We start from the raw sequence: 21,400 nt of genomic DNA on the forward strand, positions 1-21,400 counted from the left end.
CAGCCCGGCGCGCTACGCCTCCTTCATCGCGATCAGGCGCGGGCGCCATCGCAACGCAAGGAGATCCTCATGCATCACCGTTTCATCATTGCCCTGGTGCTGTCCATCGCCTGTGCGGCCTGCTCTTCGCAGCGCGAGCAAGCCGCACCCGCATCGCCGGCAGCAAGCACATCAGCCGCGACACGCATGGACGACAGCAAACCGCTGTACTTCTACGATCTGCTGCAACGCGCCGATTTCGCCAGCGCTTTTGCCGCATTGTCGGGCGCCAACGCATTGCCCGCCTGGACCCGTCAAGGCGGTACCTCGACGCCGGCGCAGCATCTGGAACTGCACGGACGTCCGCAGTTGCTGGCGGCAGCCTGCAAGCCACATGACTGTCCTTCTGAACGCATCCTGGTGCTGTATGACGTGGACTCGCACGCCATGTCCGGATTGTTTGCGCGGCGCAAGGCAGGCGCTTCGAACGATATCGATAGCAACGACCCGGCGAATGACGATCAGACCTGGCTGGGATCGCCGGATGAAGACGCGAAGCGATTATTGCAGAAGAAATTGTATTCACCGGAATAATGCCGGTGTGTTGCTTTCTTTAGGAGCGCACCCAGTGCGCGACAAGCCTACGGAGCGAAGACACTGCTACTCCGCGGTCGCGCACAGGGTGCGCAATAGCTCACACCTTGTGGCGCAGTCGCCACCACTCCGCGCCCGCGATGCACAGCACCAGCCACACCAAGCCGCTCGCATAACCGGCCATGACGTCGCTGAAGTAATGTACCTGCAGCACGATACGGCTCACCCCGATCACCGTCACCATTCCCACGGCACAGGCGATCACCAGCCTGTGCCTGCGATGCGGCAGCAGGCGCAGCAGCACATAGGCCAGCATGCCGTAGAACACCATCGCGCCAAACGCGTGGCCGCTGGGAAAACTCCAGCTGTGCTCGATGATGAAACCATGGTCGTGCAGCGGTCGCGGTCGCTGGAACACGGCCTTGAGACCACTGTTTAGCGGCTCGACGCCCGCCATCGCGATGGTCCAGAAGGTGGCCAGGGCAAGCTGGCGGCGTAGCAACAGGACGGCCAGGATCAGTACCGTCGCTGCAGCGACGTAGCCAAGGTCGCCGAGGTGAGAGACTGCTGCGACCACGCGCAACACTGCCGGTCGCATGTGTCCGCGCAGGTTTTCGGCGAGCGCCGCGTCGAAGCCCGGCAACCAAGTGGTGGCTTCTTCCTTCAGGGCGATGGCAATCGCGCCAAACAACAGCGACATGGCGACCAGCAGCATCAAAGCGGTAGCTCCGCGGATCACCACCGGCTCGCGTCCGTTGGCAATGGCGGTATCGCGCTGGCGACGGTTCCACTGCCAGGCCAGGTCACCTGCAAGCAAGGCCAACACCAGCAAGATGGCCCAGAGTGGCAAGGCGTGATCGGCGATCCATTCGACCAGGTCGTTCATCAAAACTCCTCGAAGCTGACCCGGCATGATCCTCATTGCGCGAGGCCCCGTCGAGAGTGGCTCCGGTCATGACTTTCAGTGCTGGCTCCGGAGCCGCTTTGCCGCGATAGTGATGCGCTTTGCCGTCATGGAGTCGATCGATGTCCCTGCGAGTCCTGTCCCCGCGCCTGGCGGGCTGTTGCGCCCTGCTGGTCCTTGCCGCGCCGCTCTGGGCGCAGACCACTCCGCTTGCATCGACGCCGGCCGCGGCGGTATCCAGCAGCACACAGCCGGCGGTGCCGGCCCAGCTGCAGGATTTCACGGCCTATGTAGATAGCGCCCGCAAGCAGTTCGACGTGCCGGGCATCGCGGTCGCCATCGTCAAGGACGGGCAGGTGGTGCTGGAGCAGGGCTTCGGTCAGCGCGAACTGGGCAAGCCCGAGGCGGTGGATGCGCATACCTTGTTCGCCATCGCGTCCAACACCAAGGCTTTCACTGCGGCTGCGCTGCAGATGCTGGCCGAGGAAGGCAAGCTCAACATGGACGATCGGGTGATCGATCATCTACCGTGGTTTCAGATGTCCGATCCGTATGTGACGCGCGAAATGCGCGTTCGTGACCTGCTGGCACATCGCAGCGGCCTGGGCTTGGGTGCGGGCGATTTGTTGTATTGGCCGCCGACGTCCTACTCGACCAAGGAAGTAGTGGAGCGCCTGCGCAACGTGCCGTTGGCCAACAGCTTCCGTAGCGCGTATGCCTACGACAACATCCTGTTCGCCGTGGCCACGCTGGTGATCGAGCAGGTGTCGGGGCAGAGCTATGCCGAATTCATCCAGAGCCGCATCTTCAAGCCGGTCGGCATGGACGAGTCGCTGGTGGACATGACTGCGCTCAAGCCCAGCATGGATACCGCCATGGGCCACGCCGAGTTCAACTTCACCGAACTCAAGCCGGTACCGCCAATGGCCTGGTCCAACAACTCGGGTGCGGGCGGTATCTATGCCAGCGTGCACGACATCGCCAAGTGGATGAACGTGCAGCTCGCAGGCGGCAGGCTGCCCAACGGCAAGTCGCTGTTCTCCGAGGACAGTCAGAAGCAGATGTGGTCGATGCTGACCCCGATGAAAATTTCCGAACCGCCGGTGCCGGAATTGAAAGACGCTCGGCCCAACTTCGCTGGTTATGGCGAAGGCTGGTTTCTCACCGACTATCGCGGTCAGCGGCTGGTCTGGCACACGGGTGGCTGGCCGGGCATGGTGTCGCGCGTAACCCTGGTGCCGGAGCTCAAGCTTGGCGTTGTCGTGCTCACCAATCAGGAGTCTGGCGCAGCGTTCAACGCGGTGACCTATCGCGTGCTTGACGCCTATCTCGGCAAGGACAAGAAGGACTGGGTCGCCGCCTATGCCGCGGCCGTAAAGAAGTCCGAAGGCAATGCCGACGACAGCTGGAAAAAGCACGAGGCGGCACGCGGGAAGAATGGCAAGCCTTCGTTGTCGCTGACCGGCTACGCCGGCACCTTCCGCGATCCGTGGTACGGCGACATCGTAGTGACCCAGCAGAGTGGCAAGTTGCGCCTGAAGTTCAGCAAGACCGCGCAGTTGGCAGGCACCATGGAGCCGTGGCAACACGACACCTTCATCGTGCGCTGGGACGATCGCTCGCTCAACGCCGATGCCTTCGTCAACTACGCGCTGGATGCGGACGGCAAGGTGCGTGAAGTGCGCATGCAGCCGGTCTCGCCGCTTACCGACTTCAGTTTCGACTTTCAGGATTTGCGGCTTTCGCCAGTGACGGACGTCAAGGGTGCTGCATCGCGGTGATGCCTCTCCTGTCCTGACCAATGGCAGGGGCGTCGTGAATGGGGCGCTGCCTATAGTGGCCGCGTCCCCACGAACGAGTAGGAACCATCGCATGAAGCGCCTAATCGCAGGCCTGATTGGCCTTTCCCTTGTCGGTGTTGCCAGTGCTGCATCAGCGTCGTGTCGCTACGGCGTGTACGGCGAGACGGGCAAGCCGCCAGTAGCGATCTCCAATCCCACAGCCAGCGGCGCGGATGCGCCCGAGCGCTACACTTTCCTCGATGGCCACCGTGGCGACGTCAATGGCGTGGATGCGTTGGTGCGTTGCGTTGACGGACAGATCAGCGTGCGCGCTGCCGATGGTCGCTACCTTGCGCAACCGCTGCTGCCACTGCGCGAGACGCCCACGCACTTCAGCAGCCACGGCACAAAGTTGGCCGGTGTGCTGATCGAGCCGGCGCATGCTGATGGCAAGCCGCCGCTCGTCGTGTTTGTGCATGGATCGGAGAAGACGCCGGGCACCGGCAGCTACTACGCTTACGTGCTCGCCGCCGAAGGATTTAGTGTGTTCGCCTATGACAAGCGCGGCACCGGTACCTCCGAGGGTGACTACACCCAGAATTTCGAACTGTTGGCGGATGACGCCGCTGCGGCGCTGGATGAAGCGCGACGGCTGGCTGCGGGTCGTTATTCACGCGCAGGCTTCTTCGGAGGCAGCCAGGGCGGTTGGATAGCGCCATTGGCGGCCAAGCTCGCGCATGCCGATTACGTGGCGGTCGGCTTCGGCCTGGTGATGTCGCCGCTGGAGGAAGATCAGCAGCAGGTCGTGGTGGAGATGCAGGAGAAAGGCTATGACGCGGCCAGCATCAGTCATGCGCGCGAGGTCACTGACGCTACCGAGGCCGTGATGGCCTCCCATTTCACGACAGGATATGAGCAGCTTGCCGCCGTCAAGCGACGCTACGCAAACGAACCGTGGCTGCACAAGATCGAGGGCGAGTTCACCGGTGAGCTGCTGGCCGAAAACGAAGCAGACATGCGGCGCACGGGTGCGGCGCGTTACGACAACCTCAATATCTTGTGGAACTACGATGCGGTTGCGGTTATCCGCGCGCTGGCCATCCCGCAGCTGTGGGTGATTGCCGGCGAGGACCGGGATGCGCCCGGCGCGGTCACCCGCGAGCGGCTCAGCGCGCTCAAGCACCAAGGCAAGCCGATCGACATCTACGTCTTCCCGCATACCGGACATGGCATGAATGAATTCGTGCAGGATGCGGACGGTACGCGCCACGTGACGCGAATCACGGACGGCTATTTCCGTCTGCTCGCTGACTGGATCCGGCAGCAGGATCGTCCGCCCTACGGAAGCGGCGAGCGTATCCACTGATACCGGAGAGAGAACGAGGGCGGAAAGGCGAAATGATCGAATCGGCCCCCGAGCGCGCTGCCAGCGTGCAGCCCTCACGGGCAGCTGGAAAACACTTAGACTGCATCGAACGTTCCCGACTTTTCGGGAACTCCCACCAGGGGGAATGTGATGTCGTCGCACCGACTGAAGCTTGCGGTACTGCTTTGCCTTGAACTGACCCTGGCTGCCGGGTGCTCGCGCATTGAGGCACCCACAGCGTCGTCGCACCGTTTCCATGTCGATATCGCCTTGGCCAACAACGAGGCGAAGTCCGGACGGCTGCTGGTGTTTGCCGAAGACGCGAAGGCCGCCGAGGCAGGTGCAAAAGATGGCAAGGTCGATGAAGTGGACGTCAATCCGCTGGCACCCGACCAGGTCAGCGTGGCTGCGCGTGAAGTGAGCCAGTTGGTGCCAGGGCAGGGTGTCGATATCGATACGGACGGCCAAACCTATCCGGCCGCATTCGCCAAGCTGCCGCCAGGTGACTACTACGTGCAGGCGGTGCTAGATACCAACCACAACTACAACTACGGTGGTCGTGGTGCGGGTGATCTGGTCAGCGAGGTGGTGAAAGTCCACCTTCCCGTAACGTCTTCACCGATGTTGAAGCTGGCCACGGAAGTGCCGGTGAAGGACGTTTGGGCGCTGCCGCATTCGGCGACGCAGGCCGTTCGAGACGCCTTGCCGGAAGCTCGCCGTCATACCGAGGATCTGGATTTCGTCAGCCCTGCGTTGTCGGCCTTCTGGGGGCGTTCGATTCATATGCGCGGTTTCGTATTGCTGCCACCTGGCTATGACGCGAAAGACGCCGCGACGTATCCAGTGGTGTATTTCACCCACGGCTTTGGTGGCGGACTGGATCACTTCGCAGCGGGTATCACCAATACCTGGCTGTCCATGTCCAAGGGGGACATGCCGCCGATGATCTGGGTGTACCTGGACGAATCCAGTCCCACCGGCACGCATGAGTTCGCCGATTCGGTGAACAACGGTCCCTGGGGGCAGGCACTCACGGAGGAACTGATTCCGGCATTGGAATCGAAGTACCACATGGACGCGAAGGTCACGGGTCGTTTCCTCAATGGCCACTCGTCGGGCGGTTGGGCCACGTTGTGGCTGCAGACGCGCTACCCGAAAGTGTTCGGCGGCACCTGGTCCACCTCGCCCGATCCCAGTGATTTCCATGATTTCACGGGCGTCGATCTTTATGCACCCGATGCCAACGTCTACCGCAAAGCCGACGGCTCTACCTATCCGTTGATCCGCGACCAGGGCAAGGTGATCGCCAGCTTCGAACAGTTCGCCACGCTGGAGGGCACGCTCGGCAGTTATGGCGGACAGATCGCCTCGTTCGACTGGGTGTTCTCGCCGCGCGGCCAGGATGGACGTCCAGAACCGTTCTTCAATCGCGATACGGGCAAAGTGGACGCCAATGTCGTGGCCTACTGGCGTGACCATTACGACATCGCGCACCGCCTGCAAACGCAGTGGCCCGAGCTCAAGCCGGATCTGGACGGCAAGATCCACCTTATCGTGGGCACGGCCGATACGTTTTATCTGGATGGCGCGGCGCATCGCCTGAAAGCGGTGCTGGACGACCTGCATGCGCAGTCGGACATCCGTTTCCTGCCCAACAAGACCCACTTCGACCTCTACGTGGTCGGCAGTGACCGCACGGCCTTGCTCAAACAGATTGCCTGGGAGATGTATGAGGTGGCGCGTCCGCAATCGACCCTGAAATCCAAGGTTGCGGCTGCCCCTTGAGCCAGCCCCGGCGCGCGCACCTATAGCGCGCAGGCTCTTCGCGAACGCCCCGATACGTCGGGGCGTTCGCTTTTGCGCCGCGCCAAACCAAATCCCGCTTCAACGCAATATCTTGCGTGATGCTTCCCTACTATCCTGCGACCGGTTTCACCCATCACACTCCGCCGCGCGCCTCATCATGGCGCTGTCGAACCTGCTGGCCGTCCAGACAAGGCAGGCGACGTTACCCCGACGGAGAGAGAGCCCGATGAAGAAGTTACTGCTCGCCCTGGCCCTGGGCGCTGTCATGGTGTGCAGCACTGCCACCGCCGCGCCGTTCCAGGACGATGATCATCATGATCATTCCGATCATGACCGTGGCCATGATCACGACCATGACCGCGATCACGACCACGATCGCGACCACGACCGTGATCGCGATCATGATCGCCGCGACTACGATCACCGCGACTACGATCGCGATCATGAGCGCCACGATTACGTGATCGTGCACGACCGCGGCGCGCATGAAGGCTGGTACCGCCGGGGCGGGTACGTTCCCGTCGAATACCGCGATCACCGCTACGTCGTGGAGAACTGGCAGGAATACCGCCTGCAGCCGCCGCCGCGCGATCACCAGTGGGTGCGCAGTGACAACGGCGAGTTCCTGCTGGTGGCGGTCGCCACAGGTGTGATTGCCGACATCATCATCAATCATTGAGCACCGGGCCGCATCGCGCGATGTCGCGATGCGGCCACTCATTGCCCTGGCATCGCCGCATGTTCTTGGTGATGCCTCGCATGAAATTTCGATGCAACCTCACGGCGCATGAACGCGCTGTCGCAAAGGCCGATGGGGCGCGGCGCCCTTGGTGCATAGTCACTCGCACAAGCGCCGGTAGCGCTTGTGGGTCTCGCGCCGCGTATCACTCGCGTCATGCGGTGTGATGCAAAAGAGGGGAGCACGTCCGCCACGCAAGACGGCGTCTCCATGGAACAGTCGAGTTCACGCTGGAGGGATCGAAGATGAAATCGTATGGTTTGATCGCAGTCTTGCTCGCGGGTCTTCTGGCAGGTCCCGCTGTCTATGCGCAGCAAGCATCCGCTCCTGCCGGTTCCACCGGGCAGTGCAAGGATGGCAGTTACACCACTAATGCAACCAAGAAGGGAGCCTGCTCGGGCCATAAAGGCGTGAAGGAGTGGTACAGCACGGCCAGTGCCGCCACGCCAGCTGCGGCAGCACCTGCAGCGGCAGCGGCCACGCCTGCAACACCTGCCGCAGCGCCCGCACCCAGCGCACCCGCCAAGACGGCGGCGCCGGCGCCGAGCAGCAAGTCCGCTTCGCAGCCTCCGGCCACGGCGGCGCCGGGTGGCGGCCCTGGCATGGTCTGGGCCAATGCCAGCAGCAAGGTCTATCACTGTCCGAGCGACAAGTGGTACGGCAAGACCAAGTCCGGTGCATACATGAGCGAAGCAGACGCCAAGGCCAAGGGTTTTCATGCCGATCATGGCAAGGCCTGCACGCCGTAACGTACGGCTGACCCCACATCGGAAAAAAAAGGCCGGCATATGCCGGCCTTTTTTTGTTGCGAAGTGCGAGGTTTAGTCCAGCCGCTTGTGGAACAACCGGATGGCCAGCGTGAGCATGATCGCGATGAACGCCGCGAGGGCGAGGCTGTCGGGCCATAGGTCGCCCAGGTCGGCACCACGCAACATGATGCCGCGTATCAGGCGCATGAAATGGGTGAGCGGCAATAGTTCGGAAATCCACTGCGCGGGAACCGGCATGCCGGCATAGGGAAACATGAAGCCAGACAGCAGGATCGAAGGCAGAAATACGAAGAACGTCATCTGCATCGCCTGGAACTGCGACCTGGCACGCGTGGAGATCAACAGGCCCAGCGAGAGATTGGCAACGATCAGCAAGCTGGCGGCCATATAGACGTCCCACAGGCTGCCGCGGATAGGCACCTGGAACAACCACACGCCCAGCAGCAGCACCACGCTGGTCTGCACCAGGCCGATGGCCGCATAGGGCAGTACCTTGCCGATCATCAGTTCGGTGCGGCTCACCGGCGTGGTGATGAGCAACTCCATGTTGCCGCGCTCGGTTTCGCGCACGATGGCCACGGCCGTGAACAGCACCATGGTCATGGTGAGGATGACACCCACCAGTCCCGGCACGATATTCACAGGCGAGCGTCGCTCCGGGTTGTAGAAGCTCACCACGCTGATCGGCGTTTCCACGATCGCGTGGAAATTGTCGGGCTGGTTGAGTGGATACTGCGCCAGTTGTCCGGCCGCCGACTGCACGACGTTGTCGCTGCCATCGACCATCACCTGGATGGCCTCGCGGCCATCGAGCTTGCGTCGCTCGAAATCGGGCGGCACGGCAATGCCCACGCTGACGCGCCCCTGGCGAAGCAGGTCGATCAGTTGCTGCGGGCTCTGGGCCGTGGCATCGAGTTTGATCACGCCGCTTGCGAGCAGGTCCTGGATAGCGGCGCGGGAGCCTGCGGTTTGCGCCTGATCGACCACGGCGGCCGGCAAATTGCGCAGATTGAGATTGATGGCGTAGCCGAACAGCACCAGCTGCAGGATCGGCATCGCCATGATCATGGCGAGGGTCACGCGGTCCCGGCGTATCTGGCGCAGCTCCTTGATCATGATGGCCCAGAGGCGGCGCAGGTTCACGCGGGCTGCTCCTGGCGATGGTGCCTGTGGGTAGCGACGACGAAGACGTCCTCCAGGTTCGGAGTGACGCTTTGGACGTCCATATCACTATCCACTCCGGTCAGCCTGGCACGCAGTGCTTCGACGCCTTCGCTGTCGTCGCGCATGAGTACGCGCAGTTCGGTGCCGATCTGCGCCACGCTCAGCACATCGGGCTGGTCATCCAGTGCCTGTTTCACCTTGCGCGGCGAACCTGCCCGAATCAGGAAAGTGCGGCCATGCAGCTTCGCGGTGAGCTCGCCGGGTGTACCGTCGGCGACCAGATTGCCGGTGTCGAGGATGGCAAGGCGATGGCACCGCTCGGCCTCGTCCATGTAGTGCGTGGACACCAGGATGGTGGTGCCTTCGTCGGCCAGCTCGAAAAGTTTCTCCCAGAAATCACGGCGCGATTCCGGATCGACCGCACTGGTGGGTTCGTCCAGAAACAACAGTTCCGGTTTGTGCACGATGGCGCCCGCCAGGGCCAGTCGCTGCTTCTGGCCGCCGCTGAGCGTGCCGGCGAGCTGCTCCTGGCGGTCGTCCAGGTGATAGCGGTGCAGCAGGTCGTCCACACGCGCCCGCGCGTCGCTGCGCGAAAGACCTTGCACGGTGGCGAGGAACTCAAGGTTCTGTCGCACCGACAGATCGTCGAACAATGAAAACTTTTGCGTCATGTAGCCGATGCGCCGCTTGAGTTCCTCTGCTTGCCGGGGAATGGACAGGCCGAGCACTTCGATCTCTCCGTCGCTCGGCGTAAGCAGGCCGCAAAGCATGCGGATCGTGGTGGACTTGCCCGAGCCGTTGGGGCCAAGGAAGCCGTAGACGCATGCGTGCGGCACATCGAGGTTGACACCATTGACCGCCACCAGCGCGCCGAAGCGCTTGGTCAAGCGACGCGCGTGGATGGCCATTTCAGTCATGGCCGTCTTTTCCGGGGAACTCGACCGCGACGGGAAAACCCTGTGGAAGATCCCTAGCGTCCTGCCCCAGAACAATCTCGGCCAGATAGCTCAGGCGCGTGGCATCGTCGCCACTCAGGGCGAAGTAGGGCGTGAACGTGGGCTCGCTGCGGATCATGCGCACGGTGCCGCGGAACGTGTGCTTGCCATCATGCAGCGTCACCAGGGCGGCATCGCCTACCTTCACCGATGGGCGCAGGCGCGCTGGCACATACACGCGGGCGTAGGGCGTGTCGCTGGCCAACAAGATCACAAGTGGCGTACCGGGTTGGGCCTGATCGCCCAGCTTGTAGGGCAGGCTGTCCACGCGTACGTCGCGCGGCGTGGTGAGGTCGAGCTTTTCCAGGTCGACGGCGCGCGAGGCAGCCGTTGCCGTTGCCGCCGCGACGGCAGCACGCGCCTGTGCGATATCTTCCGCACGCGAGCCATTGACCAATTGATCGAGCGTGGCGCGATCCGCGGCGACGGCAGCATCCGCATTGCCCGCCGATGCCTTGGCGCGATCGAGGTCGGCGGCCGCTACGAACTGCTGCATGGCCAGCGCGGATAGCCGTTGATAGTAGGCATTGGCGTCGCGGGCCTGCGCTTGCGCACCGACCAGATTGGCACGTGCCTGGCGAATCTGTTCCTCACGCGGGCCACGGACCAATTCAAGCAGCGCCTGCTGCTGTTGCTGCAGATCTGCGCGGGACGATTCCAGCGCAGCCTGGGTACGCGTGGTTTCAAGCTGCATGATGCGCTTGCCGGCAGGCACGAACTCCCCTTCGCGAACGTCGATCTGCACGATATGTTCGGCGGCAGGCGCGGGGAGCGTGATGCGATCGAACTCGATCGTGCCCAGCGCCTGCGGCGGCGTGGGATGGCAGCCGGCGAGCAAGATCAACGCCGATAGCAAAGCCAATGGCGTCGGGCGCAGCCATCGCGATGGGTGGTCAGTCTTCATGCTTGATGTCCATGCCGTGCCGAAGCAGGGCCAGCGCGTGATTGGCCAGCACATCGGTGCCGAGGTCGGCCTGGAATATCTGCCGCCAGATCGGCGCGCTGGCAGCGGGAAACAAGGTGAGTCCGATCATGGACACCACCATCAGGCGAGGGTCGAGTGCAGGATTGAGCTGGCCGCGTCGTTGGGCATCGGCAAAGCGTGCGGCGAGCAACTGCGGCAATTCAGGGCCGATGCGCGCGAGCAACAATTCGCGCAGCGCGCCACCTTCGCATAGCACTTCGCGCACCCATAGCGAAGGAAACCAGGGATAGGCATCGACCAGGCCAAACACGCCGCGGACGAAGCCTTCCGTTATCGCATGCAAATCGTCACCGGCGCTGGCGACGTGCTCGCGTAGCGTCAGCACGGCTGGCATCAGGCGCTCCTCGAATAAGGCATCGCGTAACGCCTGCTTGCTGCCGAAGTAGTAGTTGAGAAGCGCAGGCGTCACGCCAGCGTGGGACGCGATGCTGCGCAGCGACGTAGCTCCGATGCCGTCGCGCACGAAGCAGGTTAGCGCTGCGTCGATCAGCCTGGGGCGTAACTCGGGGCTGTCCGTAACGGGACGGCCAGGCGAGCGACGGGTGGGGCCGTGGTGGCGAGGGTTGGATGGTTTGCCAGTACTCATGGCTATAAATTAATTCCACATATAATTAATTGCAAGTGACTGGTATACGGGCGTTTTGTCACAACAAAAAGGGCCGACATGACTGTCGACCCTCGGATATGCGACGTATGACTTCCTCTCCCCTACGGGGCGCCCACAGGGGAGAGGGAGGATGGTCGTCAGCCGTTTGGTACCACCGGCAAACTGATGAAGCTGGCCGTGCCCGGCGTATGCCACACGCGCTGCGTGGCCTTCTGATAGTCCGCCGGCTTCGCGTCGAAGATGTTCGGCACGAAGGTCTGCGGATTGCGGTCGTACAGCGGGAACAGGCTGGACTGCACCTGCACCATGATGCGATGGCCCGGCTGGAACACGTGGTTGGTGGTGGGCAGGCCGAAGCTGTACAGCAGCGGCTGGTCCGCCGTGAGGGCCTGCGGGTGCTCGAAGCTGGTGCGATAGCGACCGCGGAAGATGTCCAGCGATACCGCCAGCTCGTAGCCACCCATCGACGGATTCGACGGCACCACGTCCGGATAGACGTCGATCAGCTTCACCACCCAGTCGCTGTCGGTGCCGCTGGTGGAGGCGTACAGGTTCACCTGGGGTGCGCCGCCGATGTGCACCGGAGCGGTCAGTGGTTCACTCATATAGGTGAGGACGTCTGGACGTCCATCCACAAAGCGCTGGTCATTCACCAACCAGCGGGTCCAGGCGTCGTGATCGGCGAAGTGCACCGGGCGCGGCTGGTAGGGCACCGGCTTGGCGGGATCGGAGACGTATTCGTCGTATTTCACCGCGTCCGTCCCTGGCGCATTGAACGACAGTTCACCCTTGGCACCCAGGTACAGCGTCTTGGGCTTGCTGGCGCAGCCCTTGTCACAGCTCAGCGGCCACGACTTGAAGCGGTCCCAGTGGTTCTCGCCGGTGTTGTAGATCAGCACCGGTGGCGTATTCGCCTTGGATGCGCCATCCACCAGGTACTGGTCGAAGAACGGCTTGAGCACATCGCGGCGAAATTGCAGCGACGTATCGCCATCCCATTGCAGCGGACCGAGCGACGTGCCGTCGTAGTTCACCTGGCTGTGTCGCCACGGGCCCATCACCAAAAAGTTCTTGTCGTTGCCCTTGTCCTTGGCCTCGGTGGCTGCGTAGCTGTGGATGGCGCCCCACATGTCTTCCTGGTCCCACAGGCCCTGCAGCCACATGGTCGGCACCGTGAGCGGCTGCTCGGCCATGACCTTGTCGAGCGCCTGGTTCTGCCAGAACGCATCGTAGGCCGGGTGCTCATCGAGCTTGCGCCAGAAGGCGAGCTGCTCGAATCCATTCGCGCGTGCGTAATCGCCTGCCGAACCTGCCGCGAGGAAGTTGCTGTAGTCGTCATAACCTGCACGCGGCACGCCTTCGCCCTTGCCCTTCTGCGCGGTCTGGCCGCGGATGTAGTCGAAATTGGTCTGTCGATAGGCGCCGTAGTGGAACCAGTCGTCGCCCATCCAGCCGTCCACCATCGGGCTTTCCGGCGCGGCCACCTTCAACGCCGGGTGTGGATGGATCAGCGCCATCACCACGGTGAAGCCTTCATACGAAGAACCGAGCATGCCAACCTTGCCGTTCGACTCGGGAAGGTTCTTCACCAGCCAGTCGATGGTGTCGTACGCATCGGTGGAGTGATCGACCTCGCTGGAATTGAGTGGGCCACGCAGCGGGCGCGTCATCACGTAGGCGCCCTCGGAGCCATATTTTCCGCGCACGTCCTGGAACACGCGGATATAGCCGCCGCGCACGAATACCTCGTCACCCTGCGGCAGTTCGGCCTGCATGTGTGGTGATTCAAAGCGCGAGGTGCGACCGTCAGCGTCATAGGGCGTGCGTGTGAGCAGGATCGGCGCATGCTTTGCGCCCTTGGGTATCACGATCACCGTGTGCAGCTTCACGCCGTCGCGCATCGGGATCATCACTTCGCGCTTCACGTAGTCGTAGCTGGCGGTCGACGGGACGAACTTGGCTTGCGGGACGTCCGGCGTCAGCGGCGCAGTCTGCGCGCAAGTGAGACCGGTGGAGAATGCGGCGAGCGTGGCGACGGCAAGCAGGGTTCGGCGATTGCGCATGGATCCTCCGGACAGGCCCGCCGATGCGGCGGCGGACCTGGGCTGGTTGTGATGGTGGCGGTGCTGCGCTCGACTGTAAGCGACCGGCTGCATCCAGCCCACCATGACTTCCTGCCTATCTGGGGTGATCCGACATCATGGCTGCCCGTCAGCCGCCAGCTTCTGGCGTCCACGGGTCATAGCTGCCGAACCACCACAGGTGGCCTTCGGGGTCGCGGCAGCTGTAGCCGGCGCCGCCGTAGTCCTTCTCGGCATAGTCGTCGATGATTACGGCACCGGCCGCCTTGGCCTGTTCGTAATGCGCCTTGCAGTCCTTGACGATCACGCAGGGGCATTGCGTTTCGCTTCCGCCTACCTGGTCGGGCTGCACCATGCGGCGGCCGAAATCGTTGTCGCGCACCGAGCCGATCATCAGCATGCCGTTGCCATGGACGAGCTGCGCGTGGGCCACGCCGCCTTCCTCGTCGTCATAGACGGCCTGTTTCTCGAAGCCGAACGCTTTGCACAGCCAGTCGATGGCGGCGTGCGCATCGCGGTAGCGCAGGCAAGGAATGATGGTGCTGCCGGAAACAGTCAGGGATGTCATGGGCAGTGTCCCTCTGGATGGGAGATATCCAGCTTGGTTGTCGGGGATACTTAACCTTATCAGCGGGTGTAGCTGACCGGCCGAAGTATGACCCCGTGGGCAGCCACCGTCGACGAGAGGGTCCTGAAGGCGCTCACACGCTATCCGGCGAGACTCTCAAATGCCCTGGCAATGCCCATCCAGGTCGACGTTGCGGCAAACGGAACAGTGAGCATTTGCTGAGCCAGTGTCACCGCGCCGCCATAGAGATAAACCGGATGCGGTCTCCCGCGGGTGCGCCAGTCGCGCACGATGGCGACGACAATGAGGAGATCTGCGACCAGTGCAGGCGGTATCGACACAAAGGGCGGCGGCGGACCGGCGCCCACAGCGCCTGCCGGAGCGAGAAACGTCAGGAACACGCGTGCGATGGCCGGAGTCATCATGCCGATCATCAGTAGCGTCATCAGGCGCTTGTGTACCTGCGGGCGCCGGATGTTGACGATGGCCAGGGCAAACATGCCGACCAGCAAGGGCCATGCGCACAACGTAACGGCAGCAAAGCGGCGCGCCGCATCGCCCATGCCGATCGCCTCGTCACGCTTGATCACGGCCATCTCGCCGACGAGGATGGCGCAAGCGATGACGCTGAACAGTGCAATGCCGGCCAATCCCCAGGAGCGATGGTCGATCGTCCGCCCTGAGGCAACAAGCGTCGTCTGGACAAAATAAAAACAGGTCCAGGTAAACATCAGTGCGCCATGAATGTAGATGATCGGCGGTGCATGAAAGGTGCCGACCACCACGGGCGCCCAGAAGGTCGGCACGAAGCCGCCAAAGGCGATCAGGATGAACGCGCCCGCCATCCACACGTAAAAGTACCGGCTCTCGGCCCGCACCCCGTTGACCTCGGTAGCTGTTGCATTCATCTGCGCGTCCCCTATGCGAGAAACTTCGAATATGTCGGCGCGCTGATGTGCGCCGCGGCGATGCTGCCTATTTGGTGAGGTCTGATGCCTGGATTAAGCCGAGCCGCGAAGTGGCTTCGGTTTGAACGAATTGCACTAGTCCCCACGACATTGGCCGTGCGGGCGGCATGGGCCTGTCAATTTTCCGAGTGGTCCGTGCGTACATGGTTCATGCGCTGCGGTCGCCTTCGACGGCGCGTGGCCAGTTGCTCCGTGCCGGGGTTTCCAGCTTCTCGTCGAGGCGAGCCCGGTTACGGCCGGCGAGCTTGGCGCGGTACATGGCGTGGTCGGACCGTTCCACCAGCGATTCCACGGTGTCTTCCGGCATGCGCATGGCGATGCCGATGCTCACACTGAGCACCAGTCCGTCGTCGTTGACCGGAATGTCCAGCCGGTGCACGCGACGGCACAGGCGCGTGGCCACCTGCATGGCCTGCACCTGTTCGACGCCATAGAGCATGGCGACAAACTCCTCGCCACCATAACGACCCAGCAGGTCGTGCGGGCGCAGTTCGTGTCGCAGCGCATCGGCCACGGCGATCAGTGCGCGATCGCCTGCGGCGTGGCCCTGACGGTCGTTGAGCAACTTGAAGTGGTCAAGATCCAGGAACAGCAGCGCAACCGGCTGCGTCGTGCCGCTGGCCAGCACCTTGCTGATGCCTTCGGTCCAGGCGCGGCGGTTGAGTACGTTGGTCAGTGCGTCGTTGTCGGCAAGGCCCTGTACCAGGTCACGGTCGCGACGCATGATGAGGGCGCGATCGGCCAGGCCCAGAGACAGCACGACGGCCTCGAAAGCGCCTGCTGCAAGGCAGGCATCGCTGAGCCAGAAGACGTCGGCCAGCATGCCGTTCGCCTGACTGTTCGAAAGTGCCGTGAGCGCCAGCAGCGGCGTCCAGCCAACCAGGAAGAACCAAGCCGGCCTCGCACCGCGCACGGCGGCCACCACAGCCGCCATCAACAGCAACAGCGTGCCGATGATCAGCAGCGGGCCAATCAGCACCTGAGCCGTCTGCTCCAGTAACGGGATCTGGCAAATACGCAGCAACACCACCAGCGGCATGCCCACCGCCAGAGTGAGCGTCGGGGTATGCAACAAGGGCGCGTAGTGGGGTAGTTCGCAAAAGCGCGCCATGAACATCGCGGCGAACGCCAACGACAGTGCCATGGCCGATGAACTGATCAGCGCGGCAGTTCCCGCGAGCCAGGTGACCTCAAGCGGGTGAAACAGGTAGCCGGTCTGGGTGCACTGGATCAGCGCGTAGCAAAGAACGTAACCGGCGTACCAGGCGAACGTGGTGTCGCGCAGCATCATCGCCAGGCACAACGCCATCAGTGACATCGCAAGCATCACGGCGAAACAGGCGCTGGCGAATACCAGCCAGTGCGCATCGCTCTGAAGATATTCAGTCCACGACTGCAATTGAAAACTTACCGGCGTAGTGCGCACGGGCGCCGGATCGAAGCGCAACAGGATGGGAGTAGACGCCGGTATGTCCGCGGTGATGCGGTAGGCGAGGCGTCCGTTGCCGTGTGCGGTCGCGGTGAAATCATCCAGCGACTGCGTGACGGTTATGGTTGACGGGCCGAACATCGTTACCGGGGCAAGCGGGGGCGGGTAGATGGTGAATACGCGCTCTTCGCTGACCAGTGGCGGTTGCGGCTGCAGTACCACCCAGGTTCCCAGCCCCTGCGGCGGAAAGCGCTGCAGCAGGTTCGCATCAAAGCTGGTCAGCTCGCCACGGCGAAAGGCATCCAGCACGGTCTGTGGCGTGTCGCCAGGCCTTACCTCGCGGGAGGCGCCAGTCAGGGCGGTGTTGGCGTGTGCGAGCGACGCAAGCAGAACCATGGCAAGGATGCACAGCATCCGCCATCGGCAACGCCTCACTGTCGACGCGACCCCTCCGCCCATTCGCCGTTCCCCTGATTTCGGCACAACCTCCGTCCAGGAGGTCGTACGTACATCCCTGGCATGTCCAGTCGTCCCTGCGCGCGATCCCCGGCTGCACGGGAAGTGCAGGGGGTGGCCTGGGCCCTAGGGTACCGTGCGCAGGCGCAGCATGCGTGTTGGTTTATCTACGTCAAAAGGCATAGACGTCTATGCAGATGGCGCGCCTCGCGGTGTGCCGGGTGGTGCGACTGGACGATCACGAGGGGTTAACTGCCTTCGCTGCCATGCTTTGTGCCCGCCATTTTCCGGCCTTTCCCCCACCCGAGGAGCAAATTGGCATGAGCAAGATCCGTGTGGCCGTACTGGTAGGCAGCCTACGCAAGGATTCCCATAACCGTCAGCTTGCCCGGGCAGTGGAGCAGTTGTTTCCCGCCGATTTCAGCTTCGAGCATCTGCGCATCGACAACCTGCCGCTATATAACCAGGACTTCGACGGCAACTACCCGGCCGAGTGCGAGCGCCTCAAGCAGGAGGTTTCTGCCGCCGATGCGCTGCTTTTCGTCACGCCTGAGTACAACCGTTCGATTCCGGGTGTGCTGAAGAACGCTATCGATATCGCTTCGCGTCCATGGGGCACCAATTCTTTCGCCGGCAAGCCCGGCGCGGTCATCGGCATCTCGGTCGGCGCCACCAGCTCGGCTCTGGCGCAGCAGCATCTGCGCAACGTATTGGCGTATCTGGACGTGCCGACGCTGGGGCAGCCGGAGGTGTTCGTCCACTACAAGGAAGGTCTGTTCGACGCCCAGGACAAGATTGCCAGCGAGGGCACGCAGAAATTTCTGCAAGGCTTCGTTGATCGGTATGTTGCGTGGGTAAAGTTGCATCTGAAGAAATAGGCGGCCCACCCTGCAGGAACGCACCTCGTGCGTTCCTGCAGGGGCGGCGTAGAGCTCAGGTTTCAGTCGCAGCGCCCGAGCCGCACAACTTCTCCAGCATCTGCGCCTGGACATTGCGCACCGCCTGGTTCGCGCCGGGTTGCGCGCGCGTATAGCGCCCGTCCGGCTTCAGGATCCACGCGCTGGAATTGTCGGACAGGTAAAGCTCCAGCTCCTTCTTCAGGCGGCTTTGTAGCTTCTTGCCTTCGATGGGGAAGCCGGTTTCCACACGGCGATCCAGGTTGCGCTCCATCAGGTCGGCGCTGGCGAGGTAGAGCTGTTCGTCGCCGTTGTTGGAGAACCAGTACACGCGGCTGTGCTCGAGGAAGCGGCCCACGATGGAGCGGACGCGGATGTTGTGCGACACACCCGGCACGCTGGGCCGCAGGCAGCACATGCCGCGCACGATCAGGTCGATTTTCACGCCGGCCATGCTGGCCTTGTAGAGCGCGCGGATCATCTTGGTGTCGGTAATGGAGTTCACCTTGATGATGATTTGCGCCGGCCGACCTGCAGCGGCGTGCGCAGTTTCGCGCGCGATCATCTCCAGCAACGTCTTCTTCAGCGTGAACGGCGCATGCAGCAGTTTCTTCATCTGCAGCAGCTTGCCCATGCCCGTAAGCTGGCTGAAAAGCTTGTGCACGTCCTCGCACAGCGCCTGGTCGGAGGTGAGCAGGCTGTAATCGGTATAGAGGCGCGCGTTGCCGGTGTGATAGTTGCCGGTGCCAAGGTGCGCATAACGCACCAGCTCTGCACCCTCGCGTCGCTGGATCAGCATGAGTTTGGCGTGCGTCTTCACACCCACCACGCCGTAGATCACCATCGCGCCAGCCTGCTGCAGACGCGAGGCGAGCGACAGATTCGATTCCTCATCGAAACGCGCACGCAGTTCGATCACCACCGTCACTTCCTTGCCCGCGCGCGCCGCATCCACCAGCGCATCGACGATCTCGGAGGTAGCGCCGCTGCGATAAAGCGTCTGCTTGATCGCCAGTACGCTGGGATCTTTCGCCGCCTGGTGCAGCAGATCCACCACCGGTGCGAACGACTCGTAGGGGTGCAGCAGCAGCACGTCCTGCCGGCCGATCACCTGGAACAAGTCCTCGGCTTTCTTCAGTGCCTTGGGAATGGACGGCGTGAACGGCGGATATTCCAGGTCCGGGTGCTGCGTCTTGCTGGCCAGGCCGAACAGGCGCGCCAGATTCACCGGGCCGTTCACCTCGTACATCTCGGCGGCGGCAAGGCCGAACTGGCGCAGCAGGTAACCGGTAAGTTCCGGCGGGCAGTTGTCGGCCACCTCCAGGCGCACGGCATCGCCGAAGCGGCGCGAATACAACTCGCCACGAAGCGCGCGTGCGAGATCCTCGACGTCTTCGGGGTCTATCGTAAGGTCAGCGTTGCGGGTCAGCCGGAACTGATAGCAGCCGCGCACCGACATGCCGGGAAACAGCTCCTCGGTGTGTGCATGGATGATCGACGACAACAGCACGAAGTTTTCGCCACCTTCGCTCACATCCTCGGGCAGGCGGATCAAACGCGGCAGCACGCGCGGTGCCGGCACGATGGCCAGGCCCGAATCGCGCCCGAACGCATCGACGCCCTCCAGCTGCACGATGAAGTTGAGGCTCTTGTTGACCAGCAGCGGGAAAGGATGCGTCGGATCCAGCCCGATGGGCGTGATCAAAGGCGCCACTTCGTGACGGAAATAGCGGCGCACCCACAGTTTCTGTTTGTGCGACCACTCGTTGCGGCGCACGATGCGAATGCCGTGGCGGGCCAGTTCGGGCAGGATGTGATCGTTGAGGATCGCGTACTGGCGTTCGATCTGCTTGTGCGTGATCTCGCTGATCTCGGCCAACGCCCTGCGTGGCGCGATGCCGTCGAGGCCGACGATCTCGTGGTCGAAGGCGATCTGGCTCTTGAGTCCCGCCACGCGGATCTCGAAGAACTCGTCCATGTTGCTGGAAAAGATCAGCAGGAACTTCAACCGTTCGAGGATCGGCTTGCTTTCATCCATCGCCTGATCGAGCACGCGGATGTTGAACTGCAACTGCGAGAGTTCGCGGTTGATGTAGAGATTCGAGTCGCTCAGGTCCGGGGCGGCTGCCGGTGCCGCCGCTGGGCTGGCCGTGGCTGCGTCGCTTGCAGTCTCCGTAGGTTCGGTGTCGCGAACTGCGTTGGGACGGACGACATCAGTACTCATCGGCTCACCGTTCGATGGGCGGATGCGCGGTGGTCGCGCGGGTCCGCAAAGAAACATAGTACGGCGCCGATTGAGACCGGGCCATGGCAGTGCAGTACGCGGTCGGCACTGTCACATGACGGACATGTTGCGCATCGCATTTGACACGTTCGTGACAATGCTCGCGGCAGCGTCACGACATCGTGATGCGCCCCTTCACGCCGCCGGTGCGGTGAGATAACGGCTTGGTGCCACGCCGAGCACACGCCGGAACGCCGCGGTGAATGCACTTGGGTCACTGTAACCAAGATCCAATGCCACCTGTGTGATGGGCTGGCCGTTGCCCAGCCGCGTCAGCGCGGCCAACAGGCAAGCTTGCTGACGCCAGGCGGTGAAGCTCATGCCGGTCTCGTCGCGGAAGGTTCGCGTGAAATGGCGACGGCTCATGCCGGCACGATGCGCCATGTCGTCGATCTTCGTCTCTTGTGTTGGGTGCGCCAGCAGTTCGCGGCAAAGCGCGGCCAGGCGCTTTTCGTGCGGCAGCGGCGCACTCAGCGGCAACTTGGGCATGCGCCGGATCTCGTCCAGCAACAGGGTCATGACGCGCCCGTCCCGTCCTTGCAGGTCGTACTCAGCGGGAAGATCCACCGCTTCCAGCAGCAGCTCATGGAGTAGGGGCGACACTGCGATGACCTGGCAATGCATGGGCAGGCCCACTGCCTCTGCTGCCTTCGGTTCGACATAGACGCTGCGCGTGGAAACCGGGCCATCCATGTGTACTTCGTGGGTGACGCCGGGAGGAATCCACAACGCCCGGCGCGGCGGCACTACCCAGCTGCCCACGCTGGTGATGGTGGTCAATACACCGGTGGAGGCGTAAAGCAGCTGGCCGCGCCGATGCGAATGGGCCGGCAGCACATAGTGCGTCGGGTACTCATTGCCGGTGGCGACGATGTCGCGCGGCGTGTTCTCGTAGGCATCGGCACGGGCGTTACGCACGATCTTGGCCCAAATTCTATAGAAGTTGACCCACTGACGTGTGCGGGCCGGCCGTGCCCACTCTAAGGTGGCGCCCTTGGCGAAGCAACCTGCGACGTCACACCGCAGCC

At 62.9% G+C, this 21,400-nt stretch carries 18 protein-coding genes; 7 read left to right on the top strand and 11 right to left on the bottom strand.

Features of this window, described 5'->3' with window-relative positions:
• Nucleotides 1-69 precede the first annotated feature (69 nt).
• The gene (locus tag AC3CBN_RS11825; RefSeq protein WP_488633223.1) at nucleotides 70-573 is read left to right on the top strand and encodes an Ivy family c-type lysozyme inhibitor; all 504 of its coding nucleotides are present in this window, start codon (nucleotides 70-72) and stop codon (nucleotides 571-573) included.
• 100 nt (nucleotides 574-673) lie between these two features.
• Here AC3CBN_RS11825 and AC3CBN_RS11830 read toward each other — a convergent pair whose 3' ends face one another.
• Nucleotides 674-1,459 carry a phosphatase PAP2 family protein gene (locus tag AC3CBN_RS11830; protein WP_488633224.1) on the bottom strand — a complete coding sequence of 262 codons (786 nt, stop codon included), beginning with the start codon at nucleotides 1,457-1,459 and terminating at the stop codon, nucleotides 674-676.
• 140 nt (nucleotides 1,460-1,599) lie between these two features.
• Here AC3CBN_RS11830 and AC3CBN_RS11835 point away from each other — a divergent pair, with 140 nt between their 5' ends.
• From AC3CBN_RS11835 to AC3CBN_RS11855, 5 genes are all read left to right on the top strand, one after another.
• Complete coding sequence (locus tag AC3CBN_RS11835) at nucleotides 1,600-3,258, top strand: serine hydrolase (RefSeq protein WP_488633225.1); 1,659 nt, start codon at nucleotides 1,600-1,602, stop codon at nucleotides 3,256-3,258.
• 91 nt (nucleotides 3,259-3,349) lie between these two features.
• Entirely contained in the window at nucleotides 3,350-4,624 is a 1,275-nt protein-coding gene (locus tag AC3CBN_RS11840; RefSeq protein WP_488633226.1) for an alpha/beta hydrolase family protein, read from the top strand.
• 150 nt (nucleotides 4,625-4,774) lie between these two features.
• Complete coding sequence (locus tag AC3CBN_RS11845) at nucleotides 4,775-6,409, top strand: alpha/beta hydrolase (protein WP_488633227.1); 1,635 nt, start codon at nucleotides 4,775-4,777, stop codon at nucleotides 6,407-6,409.
• Nucleotides 6,410-6,587: 178 nt separating this feature from the next.
• Nucleotides 6,588-7,109: an RcnB family protein gene (locus tag AC3CBN_RS11850; RefSeq protein WP_488633228.1), complete on the top strand. Its 522-nt coding sequence runs from the start codon at nucleotides 6,588-6,590 to the stop codon at nucleotides 7,107-7,109.
• A gap of 305 nt (nucleotides 7,110-7,414) precedes the next feature.
• Complete coding sequence (locus AC3CBN_RS11855) at nucleotides 7,415-7,918, top strand: DUF3761 domain-containing protein (protein WP_488633229.1); 504 nt, start codon at nucleotides 7,415-7,417, stop codon at nucleotides 7,916-7,918.
• Nucleotides 7,919-7,990: 72 nt separating this feature from the next.
• Here AC3CBN_RS11855 and AC3CBN_RS11860 read toward each other — a convergent pair whose 3' ends face one another.
• The 8 genes from AC3CBN_RS11860 to AC3CBN_RS11895 all read right to left on the bottom strand — a co-directional run bounded on the left by AC3CBN_RS11860 (nucleotide 7,991) and on the right by AC3CBN_RS11895 (nucleotide 17,132).
• Nucleotides 7,991-9,082 carry an ABC transporter permease gene (locus AC3CBN_RS11860; protein ID WP_488633230.1) on the bottom strand — a complete coding sequence of 364 codons (1,092 nt, stop codon included), beginning with the start codon at nucleotides 9,080-9,082 and terminating at the stop codon, nucleotides 7,991-7,993.
• The gene (locus AC3CBN_RS11865) at nucleotides 9,079-10,005 is read right to left on the bottom strand and encodes an ABC transporter ATP-binding protein (protein ID WP_488636721.1); all 927 of its coding nucleotides are present in this window, start codon (nucleotides 10,003-10,005) and stop codon (nucleotides 9,079-9,081) included. The genes AC3CBN_RS11860 and AC3CBN_RS11865 overlap by 4 nt, the downstream gene beginning before the upstream one ends.
• A gap of 7 nt (nucleotides 10,006-10,012) precedes the next feature.
• Entirely contained in the window at nucleotides 10,013-11,002 is a 990-nt protein-coding gene (locus tag AC3CBN_RS11870; RefSeq protein WP_488633231.1) for an HlyD family secretion protein, read from the bottom strand.
• Nucleotides 10,992-11,669 (bottom strand): TetR/AcrR family transcriptional regulator, encoded by a 678-nt coding sequence (locus AC3CBN_RS11875; RefSeq protein WP_488633232.1) that lies wholly within the window; start codon nucleotides 11,667-11,669, stop codon nucleotides 10,992-10,994. The genes AC3CBN_RS11870 and AC3CBN_RS11875 overlap by 11 nt, the downstream gene beginning before the upstream one ends.
• A gap of 158 nt (nucleotides 11,670-11,827) precedes the next feature.
• The gene (locus AC3CBN_RS11880; protein ID WP_488633233.1) at nucleotides 11,828-13,753 is read right to left on the bottom strand and encodes a CocE/NonD family hydrolase; all 1,926 of its coding nucleotides are present in this window, start codon (nucleotides 13,751-13,753) and stop codon (nucleotides 11,828-11,830) included.
• 148 nt (nucleotides 13,754-13,901) lie between these two features.
• A complete protein-coding gene (locus AC3CBN_RS11885) occupies nucleotides 13,902-14,339 on the bottom strand; it encodes a VOC family protein (RefSeq protein WP_488633234.1) in 438 nt (145 codons plus the stop codon).
• Between the two features lie 140 nt (nucleotides 14,340-14,479).
• Nucleotides 14,480-15,247: a hypothetical protein gene (locus AC3CBN_RS11890; RefSeq protein WP_488633235.1), complete on the bottom strand. Its 768-nt coding sequence runs from the start codon at nucleotides 15,245-15,247 to the stop codon at nucleotides 14,480-14,482.
• Nucleotides 15,248-15,455: 208 nt separating this feature from the next.
• Nucleotides 15,456-17,132 (bottom strand): GGDEF domain-containing protein, encoded by a 1,677-nt coding sequence (locus tag AC3CBN_RS11895; RefSeq protein WP_488633236.1) that lies wholly within the window; start codon nucleotides 17,130-17,132, stop codon nucleotides 15,456-15,458.
• 380 nt (nucleotides 17,133-17,512) lie between these two features.
• Here AC3CBN_RS11895 and AC3CBN_RS11900 point away from each other — a divergent pair, with 380 nt between their 5' ends.
• On the top strand, nucleotides 17,513-18,070 hold the full coding sequence (locus tag AC3CBN_RS11900; protein WP_488633237.1) for an NADPH-dependent FMN reductase: 558 nt from the start codon (nucleotides 17,513-17,515) through the stop codon (nucleotides 18,068-18,070).
• A 55-nt stretch (nucleotides 18,071-18,125) separates the two neighbouring features.
• On the opposite strand, the gene ppk1 is transcribed toward AC3CBN_RS11900, so the two are convergent.
• Together ppk1 and AC3CBN_RS11910 are read right to left on the bottom strand one after the other, a co-directional pair.
• Entirely contained in the window at nucleotides 18,126-20,312 is a 2,187-nt protein-coding gene (ppk1, locus tag AC3CBN_RS11905; RefSeq protein ID WP_488633238.1) for a polyphosphate kinase 1, read from the bottom strand.
• 195 nt (nucleotides 20,313-20,507) lie between these two features.
• The gene (locus tag AC3CBN_RS11910; RefSeq protein WP_488633239.1) at nucleotides 20,508-21,290 is read right to left on the bottom strand and encodes an AraC family transcriptional regulator; all 783 of its coding nucleotides are present in this window, start codon (nucleotides 21,288-21,290) and stop codon (nucleotides 20,508-20,510) included.
• Between the last annotated feature and the right edge of the window lie 110 nt (nucleotides 21,291-21,400).

This window comes from Dyella sp. OK584, assembly GCF_057787755.1.